The sequence below is a fragment of the Enterobacter cloacae complex sp. SHL022 genome, from assembly GCF_049237785.1.
Taxonomy (GTDB): Bacteria; Pseudomonadota; Gammaproteobacteria; order Enterobacterales; family Enterobacteriaceae; genus Enterobacter; species Enterobacter hormaechei_C.
This window is the reverse complement of sequence record NZ_JBMKJH010000003.1, coordinates 319,992-332,624: the sequence shown is the minus strand read 5'-3', so window position 1 is coordinate 332,624 and position 12,633 is coordinate 319,992. Positions and strand designations below refer to the sequence as shown.

The 12,633-nt window shown below is 47.5% G+C and carries 18 protein-coding genes; 9 read left to right on the top strand and 9 right to left on the bottom strand.

Annotated features, from left to right (window positions below):
* Positions 1 to 217 precede the first annotated feature (217 nt).
* The 3 genes from ACOTZD_RS08460 to ACOTZD_RS08450 all read right to left on the bottom strand — a co-directional run bounded on the left by ACOTZD_RS08460 (position 218) and on the right by ACOTZD_RS08450 (position 1,853).
* Positions 218 to 523, bottom strand: coding sequence for a hypothetical protein (locus tag ACOTZD_RS08460; protein WP_117103312.1), 306 nt, complete (start codon positions 521 to 523; stop codon positions 218 to 220).
* 204 nt (positions 524 to 727) lie between these two features.
* Complete coding sequence (locus tag ACOTZD_RS08455) at positions 728 to 1,306, bottom strand: rolling circle replication-associated protein (protein ID WP_174402474.1); 579 nt, start codon at positions 1,304 to 1,306, stop codon at positions 728 to 730.
* Between the two features lie 307 nt (positions 1,307 to 1,613).
* On the bottom strand, positions 1,614 to 1,853 hold the full coding sequence (locus tag ACOTZD_RS08450) for a helix-turn-helix transcriptional regulator (protein WP_050870304.1): 240 nt from the start codon (positions 1,851 to 1,853) through the stop codon (positions 1,614 to 1,616).
* Positions 1,854 to 2,306: 453 nt separating this feature from the next.
* Between ACOTZD_RS08450 and ACOTZD_RS08445 the strand changes: the two genes are divergently transcribed.
* The 8 genes from ACOTZD_RS08445 (at position 2,307) to ACOTZD_RS08410 (ending at position 7,803) form a co-directional block, all read left to right on the top strand.
* Positions 2,307 to 3,404, top strand: coding sequence for a hypothetical protein (locus ACOTZD_RS08445; protein WP_117137830.1), 1,098 nt, complete (start codon positions 2,307 to 2,309; stop codon positions 3,402 to 3,404).
* A gap of 98 nt (positions 3,405 to 3,502) precedes the next feature.
* Positions 3,503 to 4,396, top strand: a complete 894-nt coding sequence (locus tag ACOTZD_RS08440) for a GTPase family protein (RefSeq protein WP_117137829.1) — start codon at positions 3,503 to 3,505, stop codon at positions 4,394 to 4,396.
* A 285-nt stretch (positions 4,397 to 4,681) separates the two neighbouring features.
* A complete protein-coding gene (locus ACOTZD_RS08435; RefSeq protein ID WP_085017549.1) occupies positions 4,682 to 5,359 on the top strand; it encodes a hypothetical protein in 678 nt (225 codons plus the stop codon).
* A gap of 94 nt (positions 5,360 to 5,453) precedes the next feature.
* Positions 5,454 to 6,275, top strand: a complete 822-nt coding sequence (locus ACOTZD_RS08430; RefSeq protein ID WP_174402473.1) for a DUF932 domain-containing protein — start codon at positions 5,454 to 5,456, stop codon at positions 6,273 to 6,275.
* Between the two features lie 70 nt (positions 6,276 to 6,345).
* Positions 6,346 to 6,819, top strand: coding sequence for a RadC family protein (radC, locus tag ACOTZD_RS08425; RefSeq protein ID WP_117103318.1), 474 nt, complete (start codon positions 6,346 to 6,348; stop codon positions 6,817 to 6,819).
* Between the two features lie 15 nt (positions 6,820 to 6,834).
* The gene (locus ACOTZD_RS08420; RefSeq protein ID WP_117103319.1) at positions 6,835 to 7,056 is read left to right on the top strand and encodes a DUF987 domain-containing protein; all 222 of its coding nucleotides are present in this window, start codon (positions 6,835 to 6,837) and stop codon (positions 7,054 to 7,056) included.
* 20 nt (positions 7,057 to 7,076) lie between these two features.
* Positions 7,077 to 7,427: a type IV toxin-antitoxin system YeeU family antitoxin gene (locus ACOTZD_RS08415; RefSeq protein ID WP_117137821.1), complete on the top strand. Its 351-nt coding sequence runs from the start codon at positions 7,077 to 7,079 to the stop codon at positions 7,425 to 7,427.
* Positions 7,428 to 7,461: 34 nt separating this feature from the next.
* Complete coding sequence (locus ACOTZD_RS08410) at positions 7,462 to 7,803, top strand: TA system toxin CbtA family protein (protein ID WP_117103321.1); 342 nt, start codon at positions 7,462 to 7,464, stop codon at positions 7,801 to 7,803.
* Positions 7,804 to 8,025: 222 nt separating this feature from the next.
* On the opposite strand, the gene ACOTZD_RS08405 is transcribed toward ACOTZD_RS08410, so the two are convergent.
* A complete protein-coding gene (locus tag ACOTZD_RS08405; RefSeq protein ID WP_174402468.1) occupies positions 8,026 to 8,895 on the bottom strand; it encodes a phosphorothioated DNA-binding restriction endonuclease in 870 nt (289 codons plus the stop codon).
* Between the two features lie 300 nt (positions 8,896 to 9,195).
* On the opposite strand from ACOTZD_RS08405, the gene ACOTZD_RS08400 reads away from it, so the two are divergent.
* Positions 9,196 to 9,669 carry a SymE family type I addiction module toxin gene (locus ACOTZD_RS08400; RefSeq protein WP_174402467.1) on the top strand — a complete coding sequence of 158 codons (474 nt, stop codon included), beginning with the start codon at positions 9,196 to 9,198 and terminating at the stop codon, positions 9,667 to 9,669.
* A gap of 79 nt (positions 9,670 to 9,748) precedes the next feature.
* On the opposite strand, the gene ACOTZD_RS08395 is transcribed toward ACOTZD_RS08400, so the two are convergent.
* The 5 genes from ACOTZD_RS08395 to ACOTZD_RS08375 all read right to left on the bottom strand — a co-directional run bounded on the left by ACOTZD_RS08395 (position 9,749) and on the right by ACOTZD_RS08375 (position 12,631).
* On the bottom strand, positions 9,749 to 10,120 hold the full coding sequence (locus tag ACOTZD_RS08395; protein ID WP_174402466.1) for a hypothetical protein: 372 nt from the start codon (positions 10,118 to 10,120) through the stop codon (positions 9,749 to 9,751).
* Between the two features lie 114 nt (positions 10,121 to 10,234).
* On the bottom strand, positions 10,235 to 10,483 hold the full coding sequence (locus ACOTZD_RS08390) for a bacteriocin immunity protein (protein WP_163278557.1): 249 nt from the start codon (positions 10,481 to 10,483) through the stop codon (positions 10,235 to 10,237).
* Positions 10,484 to 10,541: 58 nt separating this feature from the next.
* Entirely contained in the window at positions 10,542 to 10,793 is a 252-nt protein-coding gene (locus ACOTZD_RS08385) for a colicin E3-like toxin immunity protein (protein ID WP_395306230.1), read from the bottom strand.
* A gap of 45 nt (positions 10,794 to 10,838) precedes the next feature.
* A complete protein-coding gene (locus tag ACOTZD_RS08380; protein ID WP_047056623.1) occupies positions 10,839 to 11,090 on the bottom strand; it encodes a DUF7683 domain-containing protein in 252 nt (83 codons plus the stop codon).
* Positions 11,090 to 12,631: a colicin E3/pyocin S6 family cytotoxin gene (locus tag ACOTZD_RS08375; RefSeq protein WP_174402441.1), complete on the bottom strand. Its 1,542-nt coding sequence runs from the start codon at positions 12,629 to 12,631 to the stop codon at positions 11,090 to 11,092. Before ACOTZD_RS08375 ends, ACOTZD_RS08380 begins: the two co-directional genes overlap by 1 nt.
* Positions 12,632 to 12,633 lie beyond the last annotated feature (2 nt).

The following is a 12,633-nucleotide window of genomic DNA, read 5'->3' as shown; positions in this document are numbered from 1 at the left end:
TCAATTTCCTGAAAGGGGTATTCTTAATTAGATAGTTTATAAAATCATGAAGATAACATCTATATGGATAAATGTACTGATTGTGAAGAAAAACATAGGAAACAACTGAAAACAAAGATAATCTTTCCTTAAGTAAATGTGGGCAGACATCACAATCGTAGACAATACCCCATTCATCGACCGCGCATTAAGCAGGTTGTTGTTTCATATCGATACCTCAAAATTTTGCCTGCATCCCCTGCCCAAGCAAATCACCGCACCACTGGCCTTCTGGTAAAACTCTGCTGATGTGTTGCTGGAGACCTTCACAGGCCTGTTGAAACTTGCAGGTATCGGCAGAACTTGCCCGTTGGCAGTAAAGCGATGAGGCTTTACTTAACTGCCCAAGGGCTCTCAAGCGCCAGCCACGCCGCTCGGCATCACTGCAACATCCAGCCAGGCTATCCTGGCAGACCCTTAGCCGGGTGATGTGTAAACGGTATTCCGCCACTTTTACCGCGATCATGTTCTCTGGCTGTTTCATTTTTGATTTCCCTTGTTTGACAGGTCTGAGAAATACCCGACAGGTAAGCTGCCGGGTATAAATGGAGTTGTGGAATTGTTGATTCAGTAAAGGTCGGAACGTCAGGCTTCCAGGGGCAGGTTCAGTCACGACTGCGAGGACATTATTTGTCGCCGTAATAACGGGGTTTGTACAGGATGCAGAGCCAGTTGCGTAGCCGTAGGATCAGGGGCCTGGCTTACGTGGACGACCTGCCGCTGATCGTGGAGGAACGTCATTACAGCCGTATGCACACAAACCTTCTTTTTGTTCTTCCTTAGCCAGATAGCTCAGAACATGACGGATATTGTTAATGCTTTCCGGATCATTATACCGAACAGGTATATTGATATTTCTAGAATACTGCGGCCGATATTCACATCTGTGCGATACGCCGTCCCGGTGCGTTATTTCCTCCCAAAATGTATTTGCTGTAAGGGCAAAGGGATAAGAGTGCTGTGTTTTTTGTCTGTCCAGCCAGAATACGACATGCGCATGGTATCTATGTCGTTCAGTCCATTCGACAACCCAGAAATAGCCCACCACACCTTTCTCTTTTGTCATTTTCTCCATTAATACACGCAAGTCATGTTCAAGTGTTTGGTGATTTAAGTGTGAATACCTGGCACTTTCCTTTTTGTAGAAAAAATCCATACGTAATGCCAAAAGGCATGAGTATCTGTTTATCATTGCATCGATGTGTGCATTAAGAACTGAAGCCAGAAACCAGTCTTCATTAAAGTTTTTGACGGTATTTTTGAGCATGATTATTCCACTGCAGATGATGAAGGGGGGGGCATTACAACCACTAAGATAGTAAAGTTTCATAGGTATCCTTGCTTTTAAAAGATATTAAGCTGATATATAAAATAATTATCACTTTTAAAAGTGGATGGTGGTTACTGCAATATTGTTTACGAGGGGCTCGGATTTTGAAAATAAATAGTGGAAATATTAATAATACTTAGTGATATCTGTTAATGTACGAAGGAATGATAGTGCCTGTAATTATATTAAAAAACCTATATTAAATTACGTAACCTTCCTGTGTTAAACACCAATATTAAAGATTCTAACCTCGGGATGCTTGTATTCTTTCCAGCACCCATTTTTCCACTTCGCTTTTTAGCCAGCGTGAACTGCGACCCAGTTTAATTGGTGCAGGGAACGCATTTTCTGAAATTAATCGGTAGAACCATTTATCGGTCATGTTTGTATAGCCAGTGATGAACGTCATATCAACGAGCTGATCATTCAGTAAAGATGTGGTTGTCTGGGTGCTGGATGATATCGGATGAGTTTTGTTTGTCATGGTAATGCTCCCGCAATTTAGTGTGAGTTCGGGAGAGGGCCTGTTGCCATCGATGGAGTAACGGGCATCCTTCTCATACCATCAGCTGAGGAGTAGAAAATTACATCAGCGGGTTCTCACCAGCTAGTCGTGCTGTCAGGACACAACGTGTCCAGCTCTGTAACGTCTGATAATAAGAACAGAACTGCCGTGAGCTACGTTCGCGGAGCATGTGACAATGTAGAACATAGTGAATGCCTGCCACAAATTTCTGTATGCTGTACAAGTTTTATGAATGATCATTTTTACCTGGCAAACCGCTGAAAATCCCTTTTTAAGAGGTTTTCGTCGATTTTACTCTTACAAAAAACTTACAATTTTCGAGCTATTTTCATTCAAAATAAAAACTTGTTTACTTCATAATCGATTCATTGTAAGTACTATTTATGGTGGATTTTACTACAGGAGGTAACGGTGAGTGATAGCGATAATGAGAATTATTATCTAAAAAGGATTGGTAAACTGGGCGCTGAAGAATTAGCAAGGCAAGAAGAATCTCCTTATGAGGGAGGGAACCGCTTCACCAGTCCTGAGAGCAAATTTAGTGTCGATTCTTTGCCAGAAGACGAGTCTGCGCAGGCAGCCGAGGATTGTGATATTGAAGACAGGACAGGAGAAACGGCCTCAGGCAATCCGATATCTGAAAGCAGCAAAAACGCCACTGGGGCTGATGAAGCTATTAAGCGTTTGATGCAAAATATACAGGCTGGGGAAAAACGCAATGTTAAAAGTAAAAGTCTTCATGGTGGAGATTCTTCATGTCTACAAGACGTCGATTTAAAGTGGTTGAAGGGGGCGGTTAATTCACGTGCTATTTTTTGGTTTTGGGCGTATATACGAAAAGCCTCTGCGCGGGAGCTTTGTTTACCTGAAAACACTGCGGGGTTAATTCCGGAATGGGATCGAAAAGAGGAAAACTTATACTCTTTTTTCAGACTCCCTGGTAATCCAACTAGTTCAGCTGAAAGAAGCCGGGTGATTATTACCTTCATGAATGAACTTTCTTGTTCCCTCAGTCCAGAACAAAGTAAGAAAACATTCGATTATATTCGTGGTATCTGGCTTGTTTTTAATAGTCAGGTTCAAAGCCCCAAATGGTTAAAGAAAAATGATAACGAAGCCATTGAGTGGGCGTGGTCATATTTGTCAAAGAAAAAGGATATAAAAAGAAATGTTCTGTCATGGTTCAAACCAGCAGATCTTAATGAGCGATATATTGGTGTAATGGGCGCGATTGATTGCTGGGCTATCCCGAATAAATTGGATGTGGGAAATTATAGAAAATTTCTGGATGACAAAGATGCACTTCTAAAAAATATGAGGGATTCCTTTAAGCAACGAAAAAGAAGGTCTGGAAAAAATGATTTGACAATCTCTGCCAAAGCCAGCAAGGAATTATCTGAGTTAGCAGTGGCACTTGATAAAAAAAAGATTAAAGTTATTGAAAAACTTATTCATGATGAGTATCTAAGATATAAAAGCAAGCTTTTTGATTACAAAAATCCATCCTAAATAGGTAACGATAACTCCAAAAAATATAACGCCTACATTACTCATGTGAGTCGCCGGGAGAAAAATTTCCCGGCATAGTTTTTTCACAGGAGTAAATCATGCCTCAAATCCCCGATCCGCAGGATACCAGTGATGCGGTGCGTACCTGTCTCAATCTCTTACCCCGGCAGGCTACTGAACGTATTCTGTCCCGCCTCAAGGAGGCGATTAACTATGAACCCGTTATAGGCATCATGGGCAAAAGTGGTGCGGGCAAGAGTTCATTATGCAACGCGCTTTTTCAGCAACCCGTCTGTCTGACCAGTAATTTGCTAGGCTGCACCCGGGAACCCCAGCGTCTGTTACTCACCGTTGGTGAGCGCAGCATGACACTGGTGGATTTGCCTGGGGTGGGCGAGACACCGGAATACGACGAGGAATATCTGGCGCTCTATAAGGCGTTGCTGGTAGAGCTGGATTTGATTATCTGGGTACTGCGTGCCGATGACCGTGCCAGGGCAACGGATATCACGGCATACAGGGCACTGATGGAAGCCGGTGCCGACCCTTCACGTTTCCTGTTTGTACTGACTCAGGCCGACCGCATTCCACCCCTCAGGGATGGTGAGCCCTGGCAGGCATCACCTTCTTCTGAGCAATGCCTTTCACTGGCTGCAGTCAGTGCGCAGGTTGCCGGTCAGTTGCCGTCCTCTTTCCCGGTCATGGCTGTCTCTGCACATACCGGCTATAACCTGCCCGCCCTGGTGGAGTTGATTGTGCATGCCTTGCCCGTACAGGCCAGCAGTGCCGTGTATTGCCAGCTGAAACCAGAGCATCAGACCCCGGACACTGACGCCGCTGTACGGCAGCAGTTCGGTGAGGCTGCGGGTAAGGCTTTTGACACGGTGATTAATCCTGACCACCTGCCTTCTGTCTGGACTGCTCTGTTAAGGAGTATCCGACAGAAGTTAGTGCAACTTACCACGGCATTATGGGACCGAATATTTGGCTGAAATCCGCCGCTTTACCCTCTCAATTACCACATTCAAAAAACAGTATATTGATCTGTAAAAACGATCGATAATAGAATATCGATCGTTTTTATCTATTAAAATATCGATGTATAAGCCCCCTATTGATCGCTTTTACCTATCAAAGCAAAGGGATATTTCTTTCTCAAAAGTGTTCATGAGCACGACGAACAGGGACGTTGACGTGATGGTCCGGATACAAAGATGCATCAGGTTCTGTGTACCGCGTCCTCCGTTGCCGCTTCTGATTCATTAATAAGGTGACATATGAAAATTCAGACCGTGATTGCACTTGTTTTGTCAGCCATTTCGGTTTCTGCTCAGGCGGGTAACTGGGCTGTGAAAAACGGCTGGTGCCAGACGCTGACCGATAATGGTCAGGCACTGGTGATGCTGAAAAACAACACCATTGGCATCTTTGGTCAGTTGCAGGGCTGCCCCAATGGCCCGCAGGAGCTGATGGGGAGTCGCATCAGTGTAAACGGCAATCTGGTACCTACATCTCAGTTGTGCAACCAGCAAACAGGATTTAAGGCTGTTGAGGTTGAAGGTGGGCAGGCACCTGCAGCCGCCAGAAAGGCAATTGCTTCGATTGCAGGTCAGGAAACATCGACCCTTCAGGTCTTTGGTGCGCAACTGACATTCACCCGTGGGGACATGATGACGGTCTGCCCGAAATACGTTTCTGGCCTTGCTGCCAGTGCTGGGAGTCGAGCGCCGGAGATTAACAAAGGCTCAGTCATGAAAGCGGCCAAAGAAGCGTACACGAAAGAGTATGACCGTGACACGGCTGAGGCCGCTGATTTTGGCAGCTACAAAGTGGAGGGAAATACTGTGGTTTATGAGGTCTACAATGCCGGGTATCGTACCTACGATAAGGTGGTGGTGACCGTTGGTGCTGATGGTAAGGCCACCGGTGCCAGGGTTGAATACATGGGGCAATAACGTCTTATCGCCACGCCATTTTTAATGTTAAAGGCCATGTTCCTTCGGGAGCGTGGCCTTTTCTTTTTATACCGATAAACACACAAAGGAGTGAATTATGCGATTAGCATCCCGCTTTGGTGCGGTGAACCTTGTTCGCCGTGACCGTCCCTTAACCCGTGATGAACTTGCTCACTATGTTCCCAGCGTGTTCAGTGAGGAAAAGCATGAATCGCGCAGCGAGCGCTATACCTGCATCCCGACCATCACTCTGTTGGATAACCTGCAGCGCGAAGGTTTTCAGCCGTTCTTTGCCTGCCAGACCCGTGTGCGTAACCCCGACAAGCGGGAACACACCAAACATATGCTACGTCTGCGCCGCGAAGGGCAGATTACCGGTAAACAGGTGCCGGAAATTATCCTGCTTAACAGCCATGACGGTTCTAGTTCATACCAGATGCTGCCGGGACTGTTCCGCTCGGTCTGTCAGAACGGACTGATTTGCGGCGAGAGCTTTGGAGAGGTGCGAGTACCCCATAAGGGCAACGTGGTGGAAAAGGTTATCGAAGGGGCTTACGAGGTGCTTGGGGTGTTTGACAGGGTAGAGGAAAAACGCGACGCCATGCAGTCACTAATGCTTCCGCCACCAGCACAACAGGCACTGGCAAAAGCTGCACTGACATATCGCTTTGGCGAGGAGCATCAACCTGTGACGGAATCACAGCTATTGGCCCCTCGTCGCTGGCAGGATGAGTCCGGAGATCTCTGGACAACTTATCAGCGTATTCAGGAGAACCTAATCAAAGGTGGTTTGAACGGTCACAATGCAAAAGGAGGACGCACACATACACGTGCAATTAAAGGTATTGATGGTGATGTGAAGCTGAATCGAGCTCTGTGGGTGATGGCAGATAATATGCTGCAACTCGCCTCATGAACGATATCTCCGTGTTTGTTTATAGCCCTGTAGCTGGTTGTTACGGGGCTTTTTCTTTTAAGGAGCCACCATGTCCGAACTGATTTTACCTTCGGTCTTCCCGATGAATGAGCAACGTACCATCCGTCGTGCCCTGCGATTACTGGAGAAATATCAGCGGCAGCCCAGTGAGTCGTTCCTAGCCGCTAGTTTCGCGAAAAAATGGTTACAGCTCTATTTGGCAAAGCAGGAGCGCGAAATCTTTGTTGTTATCTATCTCGATAATCAACATCGTCTGCTGGAGCATGAAACGCTCTTCCTCGGCACGATTAACCATACCGAAATTCATCCTCGCGAAATTGTGAAATCTGCACTACGTCATAATGCAGCTGCGGTAATCATCTCTCATAACCACCCCTCTGGCATTACCGATGCCAGTAAAGCTGATAGAGCCATTACGTTCAGGATTATAGAGGCTCTGGGGCTCGTCGATGTCCGGCTACTGGATCATTTCATCATTGGTGATGGTGAAGCGTTGTCGTTTGCTGAGCATGGATGGCTATAAGAAGAGGAAGGGCTAATGAAAATCATCAGTAAGCGTCAGGCGATGGCAATTTATCGTCTGCATCCTGAATCCCGATTGTTTCAATTCTGTAACGGGAAATATTGCTGGTCCGGGAGCGTCTGCCATTACTACGGTCGTGAAGTTCCGGATATCAAGGGTGTTCTGGCTGTCTTTGCCGAGCGACGTAAGGACCGGAACGGACCGTATGTCTCTCTGGGCAGCGTCACTCTCAATTAACCTTATTAAAGGAGCTTCAGATGTTGAGTAAGACACTGACAGTGAATGATGATACCGCTGAGCTTTGGTGGGGGCTGAATCGTAATGTCATTCCTTGTTTTGGTGCGCGTCTGGTCCAGGAAGGTAACCGCCTACATTACCTGTCTGACCGCGCCAGCATAATAGGCCTATTCAATAAAGCGGATTTGCTCCGCCTTGACCAAGCATTTCCTGTTCTGCTAAAGCTGGCGGAGCTCATGCTTACCAGCGGCGAACTGAATCCCCGACACCAGCATTGCGTCACCCTCTATGCAAAGGGGCTGACCTGCGAAGCTGATACGCTGGGTTCCTGTGGTCACGTCTATATCTCCATTTATCCTACTCAACGCTAATTAACTTTAGAACTCACTTTTACGAGAACAACTCATGAATACTTTACCTGCAATAAACCAGCGGGCTGTTCAGTTATGCCCGTCGCCCGTAACTATCTGGCAAACGTTGCTAACTCGTTTACTGGAACAACACTACGGGCTGGCGCTGAACGACACACCGTTCGGTGATGAAAGCGTCATTCAGGGACATATCGAGTCCGGTATTACACTCGTTGATGCCGTTAACTTCTTGGTGGAAAAGTACGAGCTGGTTCGTATCGAACGCAGGGCGTTTGGCTGGTTGGAACCATCTCCATACTTGCGAGCTGTAGACATTCTGCGAATGCGTCGGGACATTGGGCTGTTGCGAGGCTGCAACCACACTGCAGCAATGTGAAACTTGCGGGTATCCTCCCGATAGTTAAAACATCCCTGGCTGAAATGATGCTACCCAGTATAATCGCTGCATCATCTTTGAGTTGATTCAGATACTTTGTTATTCGCTGATTTTCAAAAAAAGTAGTTGAGTATACAACTGAGTATACATATGAAACTCATTGGTTATTAATCACTTAAAATTCAGTTGATTACTGTTTATTGTCGAGTCCGGCCTTCGCACTCATCCTCTAAACACCTCCCTACGATGCCACTCCACATATCCCTCCTTTGGATAATTCCCTTTCACCATCGGCAGCGCAATCTGCTTCCCGGCAAAATCCCAGAACAGCCGCCCAACAATCCCGCCCCCATTCACCGCCTCAGACACCAGCACCCGCATACTTTCATCTAGGCCAATCGATCCTTTATCAAACGCCTTATGATGAATCGCACACAACGCCAGTCCATTCTGGATCTCACACGGTCCACCAAACTGCTTCCATTTAATATGTGCAGCTTCAAGTCCAACAGAGGAGTTATCATGTCGCATGTTAAACCCGCAGATTGCACACTCATAGTTATAAGCTCGCAGCACCTGCTGGCGGAACAGCGGATCGCGAACCTTACGGATCTGTTGAATATCAAAACCCATCTCATCCGCGATCTCTTCCTGAATGCTTTCAGGAAAGTGCGCTTCAAGAATCTGCTGCGCCAGCGAGCCGATCAGATTTTTGTTCTTATTCAGCAGCGCAAAGTGCTCTTCATCAAACCCGCCTGCGACGTTATGTTCCACAAGTTCTTTAACGGGCGGCTGTTTGCTACCCGTGGTCGAACAGAGCTCAGTATTCTTCAGATCCCAAAACCCATCCCCCTTAAGCCGCCAGAAAGGCATATTCGGGTAATGCGCCTTCCGCTGTGGGCCAAAGCGTTCTAATAGGCTAAGCAGCTGCTCGTGGACTTCTGTACCGTAATCAAACAGTCTCGCATGCCCCTGCTGATAGTTCGCCAGCACGTACAGAAGCAATAAAGGCTTATGCGGCGCACGCTGTTCGCCTTTGCGCCAGAAGGTGATGTCGGCAATTGCCTGTGCGAGAGTTTTGCTGGAAGCCATCGCGTTACGGAAGAAGGTAAATAATTGCGATGATGCTCGCAAAACTCAGATCAATCAACCCGCAACTAACAAAAACATGACCTTACCGCACACTACGCGATTTCCTGAATCCCCCTCGCAAATTCCAAATTTCCCCCACCCAAAACCGCTGTATTTATATTCAGCCCTGTATAATGGTCACCAGAAATTACGCCGAACGGCAAAGGAAGTATCAAAGAAAATTTAAAGAAGAATTCGCGATATGAAGGTGCTGCAACACCCCCATACCGCTAACCACTAGCAACTGAAAAGGAGTTGAAAATGGCTGCGACGAATTTTAAGCCAGAGTTTACTGTTTGCAAAACAGAATCAGACGCTTTCACCGGCATGATTGAAAACCGCGAGCTGGTACGCAAAAACAGCGCCCGCCGTCTGCACGGCAACCCGCCCAACTCGGCGCCAGTTCATCCCCGCGCGGAAACGCCGCAGGACAGTGCGGCCTGCTGCGAGCTGTATGCGCGCATAGATATGAAATACCTTCTCCTGGGCGGAGACTGGTTAACCCGCGCGGGCTTTATCAACGGCATGCCCGTAAAAATCAGCGCCATGAAAGACTGCATTGTGATTACACCCCAGCATACAAGAGAATTATGGGGATGCCTGGAAGGTATGAGCGTGGTGAATATAAATAAGCAGAAAGTCGCGCAGTGGTTGAAGACATTTCCGGGGGCGTTAAATGATACAGGCGATATACCGGCTGTTAAGCGTGGAACAGGGCAGGCGATGTCCGAGTAACCGTGCTTCCCACCTCATGTAATACTTGAAGCAATAAAACGATACGGGCATGTTATCCCATGCCCGTAATCTTCAGAAATCACTCGTGCTTTATCTGCTCTTTCACAACCTTAACCAGCACAGCGTGAAGTTCGCCGACGGTTAAATCGCGTATAACAGGTTCGGGTATGCCACGTACCCAGCGGATAAACCGACAGATGCCAAAAAAGTCTATACCTTCACCCGTAAACAGATACTCATTCTCTGCGAGAGAGAATGTTTTCATATAGCCATCTTCTTCCGTGGCAAGCTGAACGCCAAACGCTTCTTCGCAGTCTTCCAGTAGGTCTTCACCGTCGATACCGCAAATATGCAAATCGGCCTCAATCCAGGTGTTGCTATCTATAGGTTTACGATGTATCCCAGATGACTCACGTACGACCTCAATAACTTGTGCGAGAGTAGGTTCCATTTACAAAATATTCCGTATTCGTTAGATTCAATTGGCTTTCCGGAACTTAACAGTCACCCGCTATTCGATAAGGTGCGAAGTAGAGTACTGGTCCAGAAAGCATGATTATCTTTGCTATGGTTTGAAACCGGATTTACCATTTTCCCTCCGCCACTCCTTTACTTCCTGAACTACACCTTCGGGGCTGTCTTCTCTATCTTCTCGTGGATAGTAAATAAGATCGGAACCATCAGGGTGCTCAGTCAATCGTTTGAATTCGAGGATATTTTTTATATCTTCAGCTTCAGTGGTGGCAGATACATCAAAAATTTTTCTTACAAACTCCAAAAATTTTTCTTCTGTGTAATCTTCAATTTTATCCATTTTTTCATCTTAGATGAGATCTTTTAGTATGCCCGATACGATTATCGGGCAATGCCTCTCACCAGTTATCCCTATAGTCGAAAGAAACCTGATAGTCATAAACAGTGGGGGTTATTTTATGTAATAAGTGGGGCTGAAGAACTGGTATCCATTCGGCTTCAACATCAAAAAAACCATTATTCACATTGTTCTTAGTCGGTATACGAAGACCTATGGTCATGAACTCCATGTTTTCGCCGAAATCGTTAGAAAATTCTGTACCTTCACCTAGTTCAGTCCTCATGTCATACCATTGCAATCTAATCTTCAAACCCTGGCAGCCCTCTTTTTTTAAATTATTGATTCTAAAGTTAGGTTAAATTTCCCCTCCAGAAAGCTGAAAGGTTAAATCATCAGAATAAAATGTTCTTCCAAGAAGGCTTTCTAAAAGATGTGCCTGATGCTCATTGATATTATAGACGCCAATACCATGCGAAAAATCGCTTCTATCTTCAGCATTCATCTCCATAATCATACATAGATCATTGAGGTTTTGATGAGGTATTTCGATTTCGAAAAGCAAATCTTCATCTGTTTTGCTGTATGCATCAATTGTGTAAATGATCATTATTTTTCTACCTTTCTGGTTGGGTCTGCTGGTTTAGTTTGCTTACCCGTAGTGGGATCAAACTCACCGAGGTGATTGCGTCCTGAACGATCATATACCTCAACTGTACCGTGTTGAGAGTCCCATTCGTAAATTTTACCTTTTGAATCCTTCCAACGGGTACGCAGTTTTCCTCCCCCCTTAATTGGTGTTTTCGCTTGAGCTTTCTTAGCATCAGGAAATGCAGATAAAGGAGGGTTTCCTTTAGGAGGTGAATGGTATTTGTGATCTGAATTAATATAGACATAAATCGGCGGCATCCCGCCCACCGGCAGAATCAGAATATAATCCGCAAACGTCTTCTCTTCCGGTGTCGGGCTGGTCGTCGCACCAATCCCCGTATCCTCCGGCAGCGGATCAACCACAACCGGGTTCGGTATCCGTACCGGATTCTGATTGCCCGTATCCCACGACTTACTCTCTCCGGTGCGGTCCGGTGTCCAGATGAGGGTGATGCCGGGGTTTTCTTCGGTAGTAAAGGTGTAAGCCTGGCGTCGGCTATCCCACTCCATCCTGCGAACGCGCACTCTGTCTTTGCCGGGCGGCGTATGCCAGCCTCGCGGTGTCGGGTTGCCGCTGGCGTCGTTCTCCCAGGTGAAGCGAACGCGGGTAGGGGCTTCCCGCATCTGCTCGGCGCGCATCCTGTCGATAAAATCCTGCTCGCCGTCGTTCAGCTTGCCGGGATACATCCCTATCAGCAGCCCTGCGACAGGTGCACCAAGGCCTCCCGTGGCTATCTCGCCAAGTGTAGCGCCGCGCACGGCCCATGTGCCGGAAATGACAGTACGCCCGCTAACCAGTGCGAGTTCGCTGGCATCGGCTATCGCGTTCCGCGCGGTCCAAGCCTTTTCATCGGCTGCAACGGCAGCCTGATAGTCCATCTCCTCGTGATGCCCATTCCACCAGAGATAAAGCGCGCTGCGTTGCTTTGGTTTTGGGAGCGCCTTACGCTTTGCCGCCTGGGCGCGCTGCGGGGTGTCGGTGGGCATGGCCTGGTAAAATGCCATTTCAGCGAAGTTGGTGTGCGGCTCACTTCCGGTGCCTGCATCGTTACAGCCTTCACCGCGCAGGCAGGATTTCGCAAAGACCCGGTTGCGATCACGTTCTTCTGCTTGTCGCTGCGCTTCGGCCTCTTGCTCTTTTCGGCGTGCTGCGAGCATGGCCTGATGCTTTTCCTGTGCGATCTGTTCAGGAGAGGGACCGGAGCCGAGCCACTCTCCCGATGTGGCGATCACGCGGTTGGTTCCGTGCGGGCAGCCACAAATGACGACAGAACCATCGACGGCTGAGGTTTGTCCCATCCAGTTAACGCGAGGTTCGCCGTCTGCAACAACGCCCTGTTTGCCGCATTTAGGGCATGCCGTAGTTTTATCGCCAACGCGGATAACGCCGCGCCCGTGCTCGGTGCAGTTGGGCAGGGTGCTACAACATATTGCGCCGGTGGTCGTTCTGTCGCCGTGCAGCGCCTGACCGCGGCCGTAGTTCGTGGAACGGTAGCCCATGG

Excerpts from the sequence above, each read along its gene's own strand:
- ACOTZD_RS08390 (WP_163278557.1), bottom strand. The coding sequence starts at position 10,483 with ATGGATAAAATTGAAGATTACACAGAAGAAAAATTTTTGGAGTTTGTA.
- ACOTZD_RS08450 (WP_050870304.1), bottom strand. The coding sequence starts at position 1,853 with ATGACAAACAAAACTCATCCGATATCATCCAGCACCCAGACAACCACA.
- ACOTZD_RS08435 (WP_085017549.1), top strand. The coding sequence starts at position 4,682 with ATGAAAATTCAGACCGTGATTGCACTTGTTTTGTCAGCCATTTCGGTT.
- radC (WP_117103318.1), top strand. The coding sequence starts at position 6,346 with ATGTCCGAACTGATTTTACCTTCGGTCTTCCCGATGAATGAGCAACGT.
- ACOTZD_RS08380 (WP_047056623.1), bottom strand. The coding sequence starts at position 11,090 with ATGATCATTTACACAATTGATGCATACAGCAAAACAGATGAAGATTTG.
- ACOTZD_RS08395 (WP_174402466.1), bottom strand. The coding sequence starts at position 10,120 with ATGGAACCTACTCTCGCACAAGTTATTGAGGTCGTACGTGAGTCATCT.
- ACOTZD_RS08375 (WP_174402441.1), bottom strand. The coding sequence starts at position 12,631 with ATGGGCTACCGTTCCACGAACTACGGCCGCGGTCAGGCGCTGCACGGC.
- ACOTZD_RS08410 (WP_117103321.1), top strand. The coding sequence starts at position 7,462 with ATGAATACTTTACCTGCAATAAACCAGCGGGCTGTTCAGTTATGCCCG.
- ACOTZD_RS08400 (WP_174402467.1), top strand. The coding sequence starts at position 9,196 with ATGGCTGCGACGAATTTTAAGCCAGAGTTTACTGTTTGCAAAACAGAA.
- ACOTZD_RS08415 (WP_117137821.1), top strand. The coding sequence starts at position 7,077 with ATGTTGAGTAAGACACTGACAGTGAATGATGATACCGCTGAGCTTTGG.
- ACOTZD_RS08420 (WP_117103319.1), top strand. The coding sequence starts at position 6,835 with ATGAAAATCATCAGTAAGCGTCAGGCGATGGCAATTTATCGTCTGCAT.
- ACOTZD_RS08460 (WP_117103312.1), bottom strand. The coding sequence starts at position 523 with ATGAAACAGCCAGAGAACATGATCGCGGTAAAAGTGGCGGAATACCGT.
- ACOTZD_RS08455 (WP_174402474.1), bottom strand. The coding sequence starts at position 1,306 with ATGCTCAAAAATACCGTCAAAAACTTTAATGAAGACTGGTTTCTGGCT.
- ACOTZD_RS08440 (WP_117137829.1), top strand. The coding sequence starts at position 3,503 with ATGCCTCAAATCCCCGATCCGCAGGATACCAGTGATGCGGTGCGTACC.
- ACOTZD_RS08405 (WP_174402468.1), bottom strand. The coding sequence starts at position 8,895 with ATGGCTTCCAGCAAAACTCTCGCACAGGCAATTGCCGACATCACCTTC.